This window comes from Arthrobacter sp. BGA-UO-ETr-C19, from assembly GCF_059568005.1.
Genome location: NZ_JCAQPC010000023.1, coordinates 586,188 through 601,562, shown reverse-complemented (window position 1 = coordinate 601,562; position 15,375 = coordinate 586,188). Strand labels below are relative to the sequence as shown.

14 protein-coding genes are annotated in these 15,375 nt (G+C 68.5%); 5 read left to right on the top strand and 9 right to left on the bottom strand.

All coding sequences use genetic code 11. From position 1 onward, the window contains the following. On the top strand, nt 1-264 hold a 264-nt coding region (locus AC57BR_RS18895), incomplete at its 5' end, for a hypothetical protein (RefSeq protein WP_496363329.1). Between the two features lie 183 nt (nt 265-447). On the opposite strand, the gene AC57BR_RS18890 is transcribed toward AC57BR_RS18895, so the two are convergent. Further along, complete coding sequence (locus tag AC57BR_RS18890) at nt 448-633, bottom strand: YegP family protein (RefSeq protein WP_496363327.1); 186 nt, start codon at nt 631-633, stop codon at nt 448-450. Between the two features lie 196 nt (nt 634-829). Between AC57BR_RS18890 and nboR the strand changes: the two genes are divergently transcribed. Further along, nucleotides 830-1,453 (top strand): nicotine blue oxidoreductase, encoded by a 624-nt coding sequence (nboR, locus tag AC57BR_RS18885; RefSeq protein ID WP_496363325.1) that lies wholly within the window; start codon nt 830-832, stop codon nt 1,451-1,453. Between the two features lie 51 nt (nt 1,454-1,504). Here the strand turns inward: nboR and AC57BR_RS18880 are convergent, their stop codons facing one another. The 7 genes from AC57BR_RS18880 to AC57BR_RS18850 all read right to left on the bottom strand — a co-directional run bounded on the left by AC57BR_RS18880 (nt 1,505) and on the right by AC57BR_RS18850 (nt 10,737). Beyond that, nucleotides 1,505-2,155, bottom strand: a complete 651-nt coding sequence (locus AC57BR_RS18880; protein ID WP_496363323.1) for a uracil-DNA glycosylase — start codon at nt 2,153-2,155, stop codon at nt 1,505-1,507. A gap of 3 nt (nt 2,156-2,158) precedes the next feature. Further along, entirely contained in the window at nt 2,159-3,139 is a 981-nt protein-coding gene (locus AC57BR_RS18875) for an aldo/keto reductase (protein ID WP_496363321.1), read from the bottom strand. A 58-nt stretch (nt 3,140-3,197) separates the two neighbouring features. Further along, nucleotides 3,198-6,083: a molybdopterin-dependent oxidoreductase gene (locus AC57BR_RS18870; RefSeq protein ID WP_496363319.1), complete on the bottom strand. Its 2,886-nt coding sequence runs from the start codon at nt 6,081-6,083 to the stop codon at nt 3,198-3,200. Between the two features lie 2 nt (nt 6,084-6,085). Next, complete coding sequence (locus AC57BR_RS18865) at nt 6,086-7,075, bottom strand: FAD binding domain-containing protein (RefSeq protein ID WP_496363317.1); 990 nt, start codon at nt 7,073-7,075, stop codon at nt 6,086-6,088. Then, entirely contained in the window at nt 7,066-8,520 is a 1,455-nt protein-coding gene (locus AC57BR_RS18860; RefSeq protein WP_496363315.1) for an XdhC family protein, read from the bottom strand. The genes AC57BR_RS18865 and AC57BR_RS18860 overlap by 10 nt, the downstream gene beginning before the upstream one ends. 150 nt (nt 8,521-8,670) lie before the next feature. Further along, on the bottom strand, nt 8,671-10,227 hold the full coding sequence (locus AC57BR_RS18855) for an NCS2 family permease (RefSeq protein ID WP_496363357.1): 1,557 nt from the start codon (nt 10,225-10,227) through the stop codon (nt 8,671-8,673). 15 nt (nt 10,228-10,242) lie between these two features. Beyond that, nucleotides 10,243-10,737 (bottom strand): nucleoside deaminase, encoded by a 495-nt coding sequence (locus tag AC57BR_RS18850; protein WP_496363313.1) that lies wholly within the window; start codon nt 10,735-10,737, stop codon nt 10,243-10,245. 411 nt (nt 10,738-11,148) lie between these two features. Here AC57BR_RS18850 and AC57BR_RS18845 point away from each other — a divergent pair, with 411 nt between their 5' ends. Both AC57BR_RS18845 and ligD read left to right on the top strand, forming a co-directional pair. Further along, nucleotides 11,149-12,567 (top strand): 8-oxoguanine deaminase, encoded by a 1,419-nt coding sequence (locus AC57BR_RS18845; protein ID WP_496363311.1) that lies wholly within the window; start codon nt 11,149-11,151, stop codon nt 12,565-12,567. Between the two features lie 91 nt (nt 12,568-12,658). Next, nucleotides 12,659-13,903, top strand: a complete 1,245-nt coding sequence (gene ligD / locus AC57BR_RS18840) for a non-homologous end-joining DNA ligase (protein WP_496363309.1) — start codon at nt 12,659-12,661, stop codon at nt 13,901-13,903. 8 nt (nt 13,904-13,911) lie between these two features. Here the strand turns inward: ligD and AC57BR_RS18835 are convergent, their stop codons facing one another. Continuing rightward, a complete protein-coding gene (locus tag AC57BR_RS18835; protein ID WP_496363307.1) occupies nt 13,912-14,109 on the bottom strand; it encodes a hypothetical protein in 198 nt (65 codons plus the stop codon). Nucleotides 14,110-14,457: 348 nt separating this feature from the next. Between AC57BR_RS18835 and pucL the strand changes: the two genes are divergently transcribed. Then, nucleotides 14,458-15,366 carry a factor-independent urate hydroxylase gene (gene pucL / locus AC57BR_RS18830; RefSeq protein ID WP_496363305.1) on the top strand — a complete coding sequence of 303 codons (909 nt, stop codon included), beginning with the start codon at nt 14,458-14,460 and terminating at the stop codon, nt 15,364-15,366. The last annotated feature ends 9 nt before the right edge of the window (nt 15,367-15,375 follow it).

The following is a 15,375-nucleotide window of genomic DNA, read 5'->3' as shown; positions in this document are numbered from 1 at the left end:
ATGAAGGCCGTCCCGGACCAGATCCGGCAGTTCATCCCGAACGACTTCGCCACCCTCGGCGCCGACGGCTTCGGCTTCTCCGACACCCGCGCCGCCGCCCGCCGCTACTTCAAAAACGACACCCACTCGATCGTCGTCAAAACCCTCCAGCTGCTGGCGGCGAGGGGCGAGGTGCAGGAGGGCGCGCCGTCGTACGCCATGGACCGCTACAAACTCCTGGACGTTACAGCGGGAACAACAGGAGGAGCCGGCGGCGACTCCTGACGCCCTGCTGGCTGGTGGAGCCCCGCCGAGACCGAGTTTTTCCCCACCCGCCCCCTCGCCTCGCAAGCTCGGCCAGGGAACCCTGCGGGCGTGGGCCCAGCTCAACCAAGGGAACTAACAACATACAAAAAACGACGGCGGCCCTCACCTGATGGTGGGGGCCGCCGTCGGGCCTTGATTAGGTCAGGGACGCCTGCGGTCGACGACGAAGCCTGTTGCTGCGCTCTCCCGGACTGCCGTGATCCCCGCGGCAACTGCCTTGATATTGGGAAAGCTGGGCGAGACGGCAACCACGGTTCCGTCGTCTGAAGTCAGCCTGAACCGGTACTGTCCCGCGCCCGCCGTCTCGATTACGAATGATCCTGCCATATATGCTCCTTCCGCCAGCTGCACCGTTGCAGCCGCCATTACGACCCCCAATTGCCAACACGACATATCCGACGTTAGCCGCCATTCACTGGACGAACCACCCCTACTACCGGGTAGTATCCCGCCCGCATCCGGTCCGACCGCCCCGGCTGAACGTCTGGTCGGGACGCCCACCCACGTGGCCTAGGGTGGTCCCATGACCGCGTCACCGCTATCCGACACCACGGGCGTGCTGCTGGCGGCGGGTGCCGGCACCCGGCTGGGCCGCGGCCCGAAGGCGCTGCTTCCCTTCCGCGGCCGCACCCTCGTGGAGGTCCTGGCGGACGTGCTGCTCGACGGCGGCTGCCGGGAGGTCGTGGTGGTGCTCGGCGCGGGCGCCGGGGACGTCCGCGGCCGGACCGACCTGGCCCGGCACACCGTGGTGGAAAACCCGGAGTGGGCCGGCGGAATGGGCAGTTCCTTCCAGGCGGGGCTGGACGGCGCGCGCCAGGAAGACCACGTGCTGGTGGCCCTCGTGGACCAGCCAGGGCTGACGGCGGAAACCGTCGCCCGGCTGCTGCGGGCGCACAGGCCGGGCCGGGTGACGGCCGCAGCCTACGCCGATCCTTCCGGCAAGCTCCGGCGGGGCCACCCGCTGCTGCTCGACGCAACGCTGCGGGCGGAAGCCGCGGCGTCGGCGGGCGGAGACGCTGGTGCCCGGTTCTTCCTGCAGGCCCACCCGGAGCTGATCGACCTGGTGGACTGCACGCCGCCACCAGGTTCAGGCCAGTCCGGCGGCGAAGACCTCGACACCCCGGACCAGCTGCACCTGCTCGGCTAGTTCAGCTAACTGGGCTACTTCAGCTGCGGGCGAGGGCGGCGCGGCCGGCAGTCACTGAACCATCCCCGCCGCCAGAAGCTCCTGGAGTCCCTGCTTGAAGCGGGCCCTCCCGCCGTGGGCCGGATGCCTGATTTTCGGCACGTCCAGGCCGCTGCGGCGGAGGCTGGTATGTGCAACGTTTCCCACGGCCAGCACAGTTTCGATGGGAAAGATCCGGGTCAGGGCCTGCCGGAACGGGGTGCCCGGCGCAGCTTCCGCGGGTGTGGGCGTGCGGTTGGACAGCGGCCGTCCCGGCACATGCGTATGCCAGGGGCAGGCACTCCACAGCAACGGGAGGAACCCGAGCTCGGCCAGAACTTCCCACATCACCGTGGCCGTCGGTTCGGCGGCGACGCCGGCAGCCTCCGGCGGCAGCACATACCCTTTCCCGGAACCGAACAGCCCAAAGGGATTGGCCGGCCCCTGGAACATGGTGCGGTTGGTGAACGGGACACCAGTGATCCGCATGCCCCGGAAGCCCGGCGCCTCCCCCACGAGCAGCACCTTCGGGGCCCGGTCCAGCATGTCGGTCAGGTAGACCAACAGGTTTTGCCGGCGCAGGGCATTGGCGGGCGCCGAGTGGTCGAAGAAGTTGGTGCATCCCGGCCCGGTTTCGATGGCGGCCAGCCGGTCAATGAAGTCTTCGATCGACGATGAGGCCATGCTTTACCAGCGCGGGTGCACAGCCTCGCGGAAGTAGTGGTCATAGATCCAACGCACGCCTTCGTCGAACTCCGGGCTGAGTTCCGTGCCGGCCGCAGCTGCGTTAGCCTTGGCCTGCTCCACGGAACGGGCACCCGGAATGACGGACGTGACGCCGTCCTGCGCGGCGACCCACGCGATCGCGGCCTGCGCGGTGCCGGAGCCCTCCGGTACCAGCTGTTCGAACTCGGCCACCGCTTTGAGCCCCAGCTCGTAGTCCACCCCGGAGAAGGTCTCTCCGACGTCGAAGGCGTTCCCGGCGCGGTTGTAGTTGCGGTGGTCGTCCGCGGCGAACGTAGTTTCCTTGGTGTACTTTCCGGACAGCAGCCCGGAGGCGAGCGGAACCCGGGCGATGATACCCACGCCCGCGGCCTTCGCGGCGGGGAGCACCTCCTCCAGCGGCTTGAGCCGGAAGGCGTTCAGGATGATCTGCACGGAGGCAGTGCCCTCGTGCCGCAGGGCTTCGAGTGCTTCGTCGGTCCGCTCCACGCTGACGCCGTAGTTCTGAATGGCACCCTCTGCAACGAGGGTGTCCAGGGCGTCGTACACCTCTGCCCGGCTGTACACGGCGGTGGGCGGGCAGTGCAGCTGGACCAGGTCCAGGGCCTCGGTCCGCAGGTTGCGCCGCGAACGGTCCACCCACTCGCGGAAGTTGGCGAGGTTGTAGTTCTCCGGGCGCTGCTCCAGCCGGCGGCCCATCTTCGTGGCCACCGTGATGCCTGTGCCCGGGTTGTCGGCGAGGAACGCTCCGATGGCCTGCTCGCTGCGGCCGTCCCCGTAGACGTCCGCCGTGTCGAAGAAGGTCACGCCGGCCTCCGCCGAGGCCGCGAGGATGGCCTGCGCCTGTGCCGGGTCAACGTTGCCCCAGTCCGCGCCGAGCTGCCAGGTTCCCAGTCCAACGACTGAAACGTTCCGTCCGGTCTTGCCTAAGATGCGCTGTTCCATCCCCCGACTATATGTTGCCAACCCCACGCGGGGTCACTTCGCGCCCTCCGGCTGCGGTTCATTGGGCGCAAAGTGACTCCGCGTTGCCTGGACCTGCGGGAACGCTACCTGCGGGAACGCTGCCAGGAACGGGTCCCGCCGCCTTCAGCCCCAGGTAGATCTTGTCCCGGGCTATCGGCAGCTCGGCGAACCGCACGCCCGTGGCATTGCGGATGGCGTTGGCCAGCGCCGGAGCCACGGGGTTGAAGGGGCTCTCGCTCATGGACTTGGCCCCGAGCGGTCCCAGCGCGTCGTTGGTAGCGGCGAAGTACACCTCGCTGCGCGGCACGTCGGCGAAGGACGGGATGTGGTACTGCCGGAGGATGTCAGTGGTGACCCGGCCGGCGTCATCCACCCGAACTTCCTCGTAGAGGGCGGCACCCAGCGCTTGGGCAATCCCGCCCTCGATCTGGCCCCGGCACTGCCGCGGGTTCACCACGACGCCGGCGTCCGCCGCCTGCACGCTCTGGAGGATCCGCAGCTCACCGGTCCCGGTGTTCACGGCCACGCGGAAACCGTGGACGTTGAAGGCCACTGAACGCGGTGTGCCGCCCCAGCGGCCCTCTGCCTCCAGTTCGACGCCGGCCTGTCGGGCGGCGCCGAACAGTTCAGTAAGCGGCACCCGGATTCCCTCGCAGACGACGGCGTCGCCGTCGAGCACGCATCCGGATGATTGGATCTGCCGGACACCGGCGGCAAACGCCCGGATCCGGACGGCCAGTTCCTCCGCGGCGGCCAGCGTGGCCTTTCCGGCGACGACCGTGCCCGCCGAGCCGAACGCGCCGGTGTCATGCTCGATCAGGTCCGTATCGGACTGCCGGACGGCGACCCGCGCCGCCACGGTGGACAGCGCCGTGGCCGCCAGCTGTGCGTGCACCGTGGTGGTGCCGTTGCCGAATTCGGCGGTTCCGACGTCGGCCGCATAAGTTCCGTCGGCCAGGAGCCGGAGCTTCGAGTGCGCGAAGTGGCCCCGCGGCGGCACAGTGTCGATCATGGACAGCGCTGTGCCCTCGCCTGTGACCCAGTCGGGGCCCAGATCGTCAAGGCCGGCGGCCCGGTAGCGTTCGCGGCCGCGTTCCAGCGCGTCCTGCACCAGCCGCGTGCACTGGTCCAGCCCGTAGCTGCCGTAGTGGACGTCCTCTTCAGGTTCGGAATGGGTGGAGAGCATGTCGTCGCCCTCGCGGACCATGTTGCGGCGGCGGAACTCCAGCGGGTCCATGCCGATGCCCGCGGCCAGTTCGTCGATGGCCGACTCGATGGCGAAGATCATCTGGCTGAGCCCGTAGCCGCGGAAGGCACCGGACGGCACGGTGTTCGTGTAGACGGCGCGCGCATCGACCTTCTTGTTGGCGCACTTGTAGACGGCCAGGGACTCGCCGCAGCCATGGAACATGACCCCGGGGGCGTGGTTGCCGTAGGCGCCCGTGTTCGTGAGGACATCCAGCTGCAGCGCCGTGAGCCTGCCGTCACCGCTGGCGCCGGCCTTGAGCTTGATGGTGAACGGGTGCCGCGTGGTGCTGGCGGTGAATTGCTCGGTCCGGGTGAACTCCAGCTGCACGGGCCGCCGCAGTTTCAGGGCCGCGAGCGCGGTGATGTCCTCCGTCAGGACCTCCTGCTTTCCGCCGAAGCCGCCGCCCACCCGGCCCGCCACCACGTGGACCTGGTCCTCGGGCAGCCCGAACACGCGGCAGAGCGTGCGGCGCACCAGGAACGGGACCTGGCTGGAGGTGCGCACCTGCAGCCTGCCGTCGTCGTCCACCGAGGCGATGGAGGCATGGGTTTCCAGCGCGACGTGCTGGACGCGCTGGGTGCGGTAGGTCTGCTCGTGGATGAAGTCGGCGGCCGCGAAGCCGTCGCTGACGCTGCCGAGTTCGGAGTGCAGCTCGGCCACGATGTTCCGCTCTGGCCGGGCGATCCGCGCCGTACCGGAATCCTTGTCCCCGTGCAGCGCCGGCGCGCCGGTCCGGATGGCATCCTGCGGGCTGAACACCGCGGGCAAGTCCTCATACTGCACGCGGACGGCGCGGACGCCGGCTTCCGCCGCCCCCACCGATTCGGCGACGACGGCGGCCACCCGCTGGCCCCGGAATCTCACCACGGTGTCCAGCAGCCGGGTGTCGTCGGGGTCGTCGGTGTAGAGCTCGTGTTGAGCACTGGAATACGGCTGGTCCGGGGCGTCCCCGGCGGTGAGCACGGCTACCACTCCCGGCACCTCCATGGCCGCCGCGGTGTCGATCGATACGACCCGGGCGTGCGCATGCGGTGAACGCACGAGCTTCATATGCAGCAGGCCGGGCAGCGCCTCGGCCGGGACGTCCAGCGTGTAGCGCGCCTGCCCCGTGACCACCGCGCGGCTGGCTGGGGCCGGAACGTCGTCCCCCAGCCGGCCGGGTTCCGGGGCGGGCTGCCCCTCGCCGGCGATCCCCGAGCCGGGGCCTTCCGCCGCCGGGTGGCCTTCGTGGCCGCAGATGGCGTCCGCGATAGCCCGGTATCCGGTGCACCGGCACAGGTTGCCCTTGAGGTTGCGCGGCAGGTTTTCCTTCTGCGCGTCGTCGAATGTGGCCGCCGTCATCACCATGCCCGCGGTGCAGAAGCCGCACTGGAAGCCCTGCCGGTCCAGGAACTGCTGCTGCACCGGGTGCAGGTCAGCTCCCTCGCTGGTGGAAGTCCGGTTCGTGGCTGCGAGTCCCTCGATCGTGGTGACCGCGTGGCCCTCCGCGCGCACGGCCGGGTAGATGCAGCTGTGCACCGGGGTGCCGTCCACGTGCACGGTGCAGGCACCGCAGTCGCCGCCGTCGCAGCCCTTCTTCACGCCGAAGTTGCCCTGCTCCCGAAGGAACGTGCGCAGGCACTGGCCTGGCCGCGGCTGCGCCTGCACTGGCGCGCCGTTGATTTCCATGGCCATGCTCAGGCCCCTCTCTGCGTCTGCGGGGTTTGCTGTTGCCGGCTCTGCTGCTGCCGTGCCTGTTGGTGGGTCTGCTGCGGCGGCCAGAAGTCGCCGGACACTGTTGCCGGCGCTCCGGCCGGCAAACCGAGTTCCGTACGGATTTCCTCAGCCAGGCGGTGCGTCATGTCTTGGCGCCACTCGGGCAGCCCGTGGATGTCGTCGTGGTAGAGGCCCGCAGGGATGGCGGCCTCGAGTCCGTCCGCCAGCTCCGGCGCGTCCGGCAGGGATGCGAACCGGAGCTGCACGGGCCGTTTGGTGGCGGCGGTGACGGTGAGCGTGAACCGGGCGCCGCCGTCGAGCCTTCCGATCAGCAGCACCCCCGACCTGCCGAGGTTGCTCAGCGAGAGCCGGCGGAACGCCACCCTGGAGGACAGGGCCGACGCCGGCAGGCTGACGCTGCGGAGCAGTTCGCCGGGTGCCAGAGCGTTTTGCCCGTCCCCGGTGATGAAGTCGGCCACCGGCAGCTCCCGGCGGGAGCCTCCCGGGCTGAGGACGGTGGCCGTGCCGTCCAGTCCTGCGCACAGCGAGATCATGGGGCCGGCCGGCAGGGATGTGCACAGGTTGCCGCCCACGGTGGACATGTTCCAGACCTTGAAGGACGCCACGAAGGAGTCGCAGCAGGGCCGGATCAGATCCAGGCCAGGCCAGTCCTGGGCATTTGGTTCTTCTTGCCGACCGTGGCCGGAGAGCCCCGCGCGGAAGAGGGTCTCGGGGAGGGCATACAGTTCGGCGACGGTGCAGGTGGCGGCGAGCTCGATGCCGTCCGCGGTCACGGTGATGGGCGGCCAGCCGGCGGAGCCGAGGTCCAGCAGGCGCCGCAGCGGCTCGGGTCCGAAGGCTGTACTGCCGTAGGAAAAGAGGACGGTGCCTCCTGCCAGCCAGGCGTCGCCGTCGCGCCAGTCGGCGGGGTCGGTGGTGCGGACCACCGCCTCGATGGTGTTCATGTCCATGCGATCTCCTGGGATGCCTGTTCTGTACTCAATGCCGGTTCTTTCCTGGCCGCCGGTTCTTTCCTGGCCGCCGGTTCTGTACTGAATGCCGGTTCTGCGTGAGCGCTCCCGGCTGCGGGAAGGGAATGGATGGGTCCGGTGCCGTGCCGCAACGGAGTGCAGGCGACGGAACCGCTGCGCGCCGCGATCAGCTCCGCCGTGATGGAGACGGCTACTTCCGCCGGTGTGACGGCACCGAGGTCCAGGCCGATCGGCGAATGCAGCCGTGCCAGCCGCTCCGGTGCCACGCCGGCCTCGAGCAACCCGTCGATGCGCTGCCGATGGCTGCGGCGCGAGCCCAGGGCACCGACGAAGGCGACATCAAGCTCCAAGGCTTCCTGCAGCAGCGGTATGTCGAATTTGGGGTCGTGGGTGAGGACGCAGATGACCGCGCGGGAGTCGATTCTGCCTGCGGCGGCTTCCGCGGCGAGATACCGGTGCGGCCAGTCGGTGGCGACCTCGTCCGCGGCGGCGAAACGCTCCTGCGCTGCGAACGCCGGCCGGGCATCGCACAGCGTGACGCGGTAGCCAAGCAGCTTCGCGGCCGGCACCAGCGCCGCGCCGAAGTCGTTGGCCCCAAACACCAGCAGCCGGGCCTGCGGCAGGCGGCTCTCCACCAGCAGCGTCACGGGTTCGGGCGATGCCGCCCCGCCAGCAGTACCGTGGGCACCCCGGCCGGAAGCGTCACAGCCCTGCGGCGGTGCCAGCCGGACCAGGCCCGTTCGGCCGCCACGCAGCAGCGGTTCGAGCTGGGCCGCGGCCGCCAGGAGTGCTTCCCGTCTGGCCCCAGCGTCCAGATTCAAAGCGTCCAGCCCCAGCAGGGACGCGAACTCAGCCGATTCCGCAACGTCAAAGGCGCCAGGATCCGGAACCACGACGACGGAAGGCAGCTGTGTGCGCGCCGTCCCCTCAGTTCCGGCCCCCTCTGTTCCGGTCCCCCGAGTCCCGGCAGCCCCCAATGCACCGCCGGACACGCTCCTGCCGGACACGCTCCTGCCGGACACGCCGTCGATTCGCCGGATCAGGGCCAGCGGCCGTTCGGTGTCCCCGGAGGCAAACGTGCGCAGATCCCCGAGCCCGGCGGCGCTGCCGTCCAAGGGCTGGATATGCACCTCCAGCTCACCGCCGCAGGTGAGCCCGACGGCAAATGCGTCCTCGCTACTGAAGCCGAACGCCTCAAGGCGGGTGCCGCCGTCGGCCATCACTTCCAGCGCCGAGGCAACCACGGCCGCTTCAACACAGCCGCCGGAGAGGCTGCCAAGGATCTCGCCGGATTCGGACACCAGCATGGAGGTCCCGGGCGGCCTCGGCACGGAGCCGCTGGCGGTGATGATGGTGGCGACGGCGCACCGTTCCCCGGAGGCCACCGGGCGCCAACCGGCCAGAGAAGGCATCAGATCCAGCATGGCAGCGCTCCCTCTTCCCGTGCGATGGTGCCCATATTCTCGTTCCTATCCTTGGTAGTGGAAAGCGTACGACGCCGGTCCGGCCGACGCGCAAACGGTCCGGGGATGCGCGGATTCCCGTGTCCTCCGGCCGTTTGCGCGTCGCGGGTCTTACGCCCCGAGCAGTGCGCTGACCGGACCCCGCGCGAAGTAGACCACGAAGCCCGCGGTGACCACCCACATCAGGGGGTGGATCTTCTTCGCCTTGCCGGAGGCCGCGCCGATCACGGCCCAGCTCACAAAGCCCACACCGATCCCGTTGGCGATCGAGTAGCTCAGCGGCATGGTGACGATCGTCAGGAAGGCCGGCAGCGCCACCGCGAACTTGGTGAACTTGATCTCGCGGATCTGCGCCATCATCATCGCGCCCACCACCACCAGGGCGGCGGCTGCCACCTCGAGCGGCACCACGCTGGTGAGCGGCGTGAGGAACATGGACCCCAGGAACAGCGCTCCGGTGACCACCGAGGCCAGCCCGGTGCGCGCCCCCTCGCCGATCCCCGCAGCGGAGTCGATATACACGGTGTTGGAGGAACCCGACGTCGCGCCGCCCATCACCGCGCCCACGCCTTCGACGATGAAGGCGGACTTGAGCCGGGGGAACGTGCCGTCCTTGTGCGCCACTCCCGCGCTCTTCGCCAGCCCGGTCATGGTGCCCATGGCGTCGAAGAAGTTGGTGAAGACGAGCGTGAACACCAGCATCGTCGCGGCCAGGCCGCCGATCCGGCCAAACGCGCCGAACAGGTCGAACTGGCCCACGAGGCCAAGGTCCGGCGCGGAGACCAAGTGGCCCGACAGCACCGGCGTGTTCAGGTGCCAGCCGCCCGGGTTGGTTTCGCTGGCGGGGCCGATGTGCAGGAATGCCTCGACGACGGCGGCCAGGGCCGTGGTGGCCACGATGCCGATGAGCAGGCCGCCCTGGACCTTCCGTGCCACGAGGATGCCCATGACCAGCAGGCCCACGATGAACACCATGGTGGGGATGGAGGTGATGGACCCGTTGTCGCCGAGCTGGACCGGCGGTCCGCCGGCGGTGGCCTTGACGAAGCCCGAGTCCACGAAGCCGATGAAGGCGATGAACAGGCCGATCCCCACCGTGATGGCGGCCTTCAGTTCCTTGGGCACAGCCCGGAAAATCGCGGTCCGCGCGCCGGTGACACCGAACAGGACGATCAGGATGCCGTTGATGACCACAAGGCCCATGGCCTCGGCCCAGGTGACCTCCTGGATCACCGCCACGGCAAGGAAGGAGTTGATGCCCAATCCCGCAGCCAGGCCGAACGGCAGGTTGGCGATCAGGCCGAATGCGATGGTCATGACGCCGGCTGTCAGGCCGGTGACTGCGCCCACCTGTGCCGCGGAAAGCCAGCCGCCGGCGACATCCGTCGGGGCGTTGTCCGCGCTGAAGCCGCCGAGGATCAGCGGATTCAGGATGACGATGTAGGCCATCGTGAAGAAGGTGACCAGCCCGCCCCGCACCTCGCGGCCCACGGTGGAGCCGCGCCGGGTGATATGAAAGAAGCGGTCAAGGAAAGAGGCCGACGCCGGGGGCCTGGGGCCGTTGCCCCGTTGCGTTTTGCCGGTTGCCGGGTTCTTTTCGGGTGCCGCTGTCTGCCCTGTGCCCGGGAGCGCAGCCTGCTGTTCAGCGGTATTGTCCAGGATTGTCATGTCAGCCACCGGGCCCTAGTAGTCAATCCTGGAGTCGAGCGTGTTCCAGGTGTTGAACGGTTCCAGGATGGCAGGGGCTTCGGGGTGGCCGAGTTCCAGCTTGGAGACCGGCATCAGGGCGTGCCGGTCCTCGCTGTCGAAGTACTCGTAGAAGACGGCGTCGTCGAAGCCTACGGAGGCGGCGTCGTGCCGGTCGGCGGCGAAGACAACCCGGTCGATGCGGGCCCAAAGCGCCGAGGCGAGGCACATGGGGCATGGCTCGCAGCTGCTGTAGAGGGTGGCTCCGCGGAGGTCGAAGGTGCCGAGCCCGCTGCATGCGCGGCGGATGGCGGTGACCTCGGCGTGGGCGGTGGGATCGTTGTCGGCGGTGACCCGGTTGACGCCGTCGAACGCCTGACCGTCGGCGGTGACGATCACGGCGCCGAACGGGCCGCCGCTGTTCAGGACGTTGGCGGTTGCCAACCGGATGGACCTGGCCAGGAATGCCTCGGCCGTGACGGTGGTACTCATGATGCGACTCCCTTTGCTGTGGAAGCCGGTACCCCGCGGGGAACGGAAAGAACCAGATGCGACGGTTACCAGGCTTCAGCATGTGCTTTTGAAGGTTAAGTTGCGCCTGGTAGATAGCTTCCCGGAGTCCGGGTGCCCGCCTTTGGCAAGATCGAGATTAGCACCGGAATGTGGTCGGCGCCATAGTTTTCTGGAAACTTAATTTCGCAATGTGAAATCCGCGTTACCGGCGATTCACGGTCTGGCTGGCTCCGCTGCCAGGCAGACCTGTCACAAAGCGCGGCCATTGACCGCCCTCCCGCGTCCGCCCTACGCTGGTGCCGACCTGCCGCCGTCGGGCAGCAGGTCCCCTGGATCAGCAGACAGGATCACTGAGCTGGAAAGTATCAGCACGCTCAGACAAGGACCCTCATGACCCAGCCCTTTGACTCTCCGTCGACGAACCTTCCGTCACCCAACCTTCTGTCACCGGCGCCGGCCGCCGAATCCCGGCTCTGGATCCGGAACCCGCTCGCTGCCTTCACCGCCAACGGCCTCGACGCCTCAGGCGGCCTGGTGGTCAGCGGAGGCAAGATTGTGGAGGTGCTTGCCGCGGGGCAGATGCCCTCCGCACCCTGCGGGCAGACCTTCGACGCCGGCGGCCACGTTGTGCTCCCCGGCCTGATCAACACCCATCACCACTTCTACCAGACGCTCACCCGCGCCTGGGGTCCAGTGGCCAATGCTCCCCTGTTCCCCTGGCTGCAGAACCTCTACCCCGTCTGGGCCAGGCTGACCCCGCGGGACCTTGACCTCGCAGCCACCGTGGCCCTCGCCGAACTGCTCCTCTCCGGCTGCACCACGGCGGCCGACCACCACTACCTCTTCCCCGCGGGGATGGAGGACGCGATCGACGTCGAAATCGGCGCCGTCCGGCGCCTCGGCATGCGGGCCACCCTCACCCGCGGCTCGATGACACTGGGAGAGGACGACGGCGGGCTGCCGCCGCAGTCGACGGTGCAGGCACCGGAGGTGGTGCTCGCCGACAGCGAACGGCTCATCCGCGAGTACCACGAGCGCGGCGACGGCGCCGTGATCCAGATTGCGCTGGCGCCCTGTTCGCCGTTTTCCGTCACCAAGGAGATCATGGCCGAGAGCGCGGCGCTGGCGGACCGGCATGACGTCCGTCTGCACACGCACCTCGCGGAGACCCTCGACGAGGAGCAGTTCTGCCTCGAGATGTTCGGGTTGCGCACCGTGGACTACCTGGACAGCGTGGGCTGGCTGACGGACAGGACGTGGCTGGGCCACGGTATCCATTTCAGCGACGCTGAAATCGCCCGGCTGGGAGCGGCGGGAACCGCCGTCGCCCATTGCCCGACGTCGAACATGCGCCTCGCGTCCGGCACCGCCCGGGTGCTCGAACTGGAGGAAGCGGGCGTGCCCGTGGGGCTGGGAGTGGACGGATCGGCGTCGAACGATGCCTCCAACATGATTCTCGAGGCACGGCAGGCGCTGTACCTGCAGCGGCTCCGCTACGGCGCGCAGGTTCCGGTGGAGCGCGCGCTCGGCTGGGCCACGCGCGGATCGGCGGCCGTGCTGGGGCGGCCGGACCTCGGCCAGCTGGCGCCCGGCATGCAGGCGGACCTGGCCCTGTTCCGGCTGGACGACCTGCGGTTCTCGGGCAGCCACGATCCCCTCGCCGCCCTGCTGCTGTGCGCCGCCGACCGCGCCGACCGCGTGATGGTGGGCGGCGAGTGGCGTGTGGTGGACGGCCAGATTCCGGGACTGGACGTGGCCGGCCTGATTGCCGAACATTCGGCGGCAGCGCGCCGGCTGGTGAACGGCTGATGGTGAACGGCTGACGCCCCGTCGTTCCGATGTTCCGTCGTTCCGATGTTCCGTCGTTCCGATGAGGTTGGCCGCCTGCTAGCGTGGCGGCATGACTCCGTCGAAGACGCCGGCCGAGATCCTGGACATTGCCGGCACCGAGGTCCGCATCTCGAGCCCGGACAAGGTGGTGTTCCCGGGGCCCGGGCTGACCAAGCTCGACCTGGTGCGCTATTACCTGGCGGTCGCGGATGGCGCGCTCCGGGGTGCAGGCGGCCGGCCGATGGTGCTCAAGCGCTTCCCGAAGGGCATCGACGCGGAGGCGTTCTTCCAAAAGCGCGTGCCGGACAACCATCCCGACTTCATCGACACCACGACGCTGCACTACGCGTCGGGGACGTCCGCGGAGGAGGCCGTCATCCGCGATGCCGCGGGCCTGGCGTGGGTGGTGAATCTTGGCTGCCTCGACCTCAACCCGCATCCGGTCCGCGCCGAGGACCTCGAGCACCCGGACGAGCTCCGGGTGGACCTGGATCCGATGCCCGGGGTCGACTGGTCGCAGATCGTTGACGTCGCGCATGTCGCGCGGGAGGTGCTCGACGACGTCGGGCTCGTGGGGTGGCCGAAGACGAGCGGGTCGCGGGGACTGCACATTCTGGTGCGCATCGCACCACAATGGTCCTACCGCGACGTGCGGCTCGCCGCCGAAACCCTCGCCCGGGAGGTCGAAAACCGCGCTCCGGGCCTTGCCACCGCGCGATGGTGGAAGGAGGAGCGCGGCGAGAGTGTGTTCGTCGACTTCAACCAGAACGCGAAGGACCGCACCGTGGCGTCGGCGTACTCGATCCGGCCCCTGCCTGACGCCCGGGTCTCGACGCCATTCACCTGGGACGAGGTCCGTTCCGCCCGGCCGGAGCAGTTCACGGTGCTCACAGTGCCGGAGCGCTTCGCCGGGGCGGGCGACCCCCATGCCGGCATCGACGACGCCGTGGGAACGCTTGACGGGCTTCTCGCCCTGGCCGCCGAGCTCGGCCCCGCCGAGAAGGCGCCACGCGGGGGCAACGGCTCCGGCCGCCGGCAGTCGGTGATGCCGCTCATTGAGGTGGCCCGCACCAAAACCAAGCCGGAAGCACTCGCCGCGCTCGAGGAGTGGAAGTCCCGGCATGCGGACGTGGCCCCCGCCCTGCACCCGGCCGATGTGCTGGTCGACGGAATGCGCGGTTCGAGTTCGCTCTGGTACCGGGTGCGGGTGAACCTGCAGCATGTCCCCGAGGCGGAGCGTCCGCCGCAGGAGGAGCTCATCGCCGACTATGACCCGTGGGCCGGCAAGGAGTGGCCGGGCCGTCCGGGGTCTTGAGGGGGCAGTTACCGCCTGCCGAAGACGGGAAGCGCCCGGAGCCAGCGCGACAGGCTGCCGGAGCGCCGGTCGCAGTCCGCCGGGATGTAGAAGTCGGGGTCCGTGGCGCCGAACGGCAGGTACAGCTCCTGGCCGGGCGCCGGGAATTCGGCGACGTTGTTCTGATCCTGCGAGTCCATCTGTTCCTCCTCGTTTTCTTGGCTCATACCGCCCCAGTATTTCGTAGAGCGGAAATTAGTTTTTGACATATGAAATCTTACGGACACCGCCGGTGGCGCGTCAAGACCCCCGGAGCCCGACCGTCCGGCACGGGCGGTCACAATCCGTTTTTTGAATTTGTGATGTACACCACCGGGATGCTGCGCTACTCTGGAAGTCAATTCGTGGCGCACGTCACGTAACCTGGGAGCAGCAGGCAGGGTCGTAATGAGCTGGCATCAACTGATGTCGGCTCATTTTTTGTTTGGGTCGACGCCACAAGAAACGCGTGGGAAACACGCGCTTAATTTCTATGTGGGACTTTCGTTCCACATACCGGAAGTTGGGAACAGACCATGAGCAACAAGATCGTCCTCGGCCACAACCAGTACGGCAAGGCCGAAGTCCGCGTCGTCAAGATCACCCGCGACACCGACCGCCATGAGATCGAGGACCTGAACGTCACCTCGCAGCTCCGCGGCGACTTCGAAGCCGCTCACCTCGAAGGCGACAACGCCCACGTCGTGGCCACCGACACCCAGAAGAACACCATCTACGCCTTCGCCCGCGAAGGGGTCGGCTCCCCCGAGGCTTTCCTGCTGCGCCTCGGCGAACACTTCACCTCCAGCTTCGACTGGGTCACCGGCGGCCGCTGGGAAGCCGAGTCCTACGCCTGGGAACGCATCCAGGCGCACGGCAGCGCGCACGAGCATTCCTTTGTCCGCAAGGGCCAGGAAGTCCGCACCGCCGTCCTGGTCCGTGACGGCGCAGCCACCCACCTGGTTTCGGGACTCAAGGACCTGACCGTCCTGAAGTCCACGCAGTCCGGCTTCGTCGGGTACCCGAAGGACAAGTACACCACCCTGCCGGAGACCACCGACCGCATCCTGGCGACCGATGTCTCGGCCCGCTGGCGCTTCAAGTCCGGCACGGATTTCAACTCGCTGGACTTCAACAAGAGCTACGAGGACGTCAAGAGCCTCCTGCTTGAAGGCTTCACTGAGAAGTACTCCCACGCCCTCCAGCAGACCCTGTTCGACATGGGCGCGAAGGTCCTGGAAGCCCACAGCGAGATCGAGGAAATCAAGTTCTCGATGCCCAACAAGCACCACTTCCTCGTGGACCTCTCGCCGTTCGGCCTGGACAACCCCAACGAGGTCTTCTTCGCGGCCGACCGCCCGTACGGGCTCATCGAGGCCACCGTCCTGCGCGACGACGCCGAGGCAGCCGACGCCGCCTGGTCAGGCATCGCCGGCTTCTGCTAAACCTCACCG

Coding starts and splice junctions, on each gene's coding strand:
- AC57BR_RS18890 (WP_496363327.1), bottom strand. CDS start 633: ATGGCAGGATCATTCGTAATCGAGACGGCGGGCGCGGGACAGTACCGG.
- nboR (WP_496363325.1), top strand. CDS start 830: ATGACCGCGTCACCGCTATCCGACACCACGGGCGTGCTGCTGGCGGCG.
- AC57BR_RS18880 (WP_496363323.1), bottom strand. CDS start 2,155: ATGGCCTCATCGTCGATCGAAGACTTCATTGACCGGCTGGCCGCCATC.
- AC57BR_RS18875 (WP_496363321.1), bottom strand. CDS start 3,139: ATGGAACAGCGCATCTTAGGCAAGACCGGACGGAACGTTTCAGTCGTT.
- AC57BR_RS18870 (WP_496363319.1), bottom strand. CDS start 6,083: ATGGCCATGGAAATCAACGGCGCGCCAGTGCAGGCGCAGCCGCGGCCA.
- AC57BR_RS18865 (WP_496363317.1), bottom strand. CDS start 7,075: ATGGACATGAACACCATCGAGGCGGTGGTCCGCACCACCGACCCCGCC.
- AC57BR_RS18860 (WP_496363315.1), bottom strand. CDS start 8,520: ATGCTGGATCTGATGCCTTCTCTGGCCGGTTGGCGCCCGGTGGCCTCC.
- AC57BR_RS18855 (WP_496363357.1), bottom strand. CDS start 10,227: ATGACAATCCTGGACAATACCGCTGAACAGCAGGCTGCGCTCCCGGGC.
- AC57BR_RS18850 (WP_496363313.1), bottom strand. CDS start 10,737: ATGAGTACCACCGTCACGGCCGAGGCATTCCTGGCCAGGTCCATCCGG.
- AC57BR_RS18845 (WP_496363311.1), top strand. CDS start 11,149: ATGACCCAGCCCTTTGACTCTCCGTCGACGAACCTTCCGTCACCCAAC.
- ligD (WP_496363309.1), top strand. CDS start 12,659: ATGACTCCGTCGAAGACGCCGGCCGAGATCCTGGACATTGCCGGCACC.
- AC57BR_RS18835 (WP_496363307.1), bottom strand. CDS start 14,109: ATGAGCCAAGAAAACGAGGAGGAACAGATGGACTCGCAGGATCAGAAC.
- pucL (WP_496363305.1), top strand. CDS start 14,458: ATGAGCAACAAGATCGTCCTCGGCCACAACCAGTACGGCAAGGCCGAA.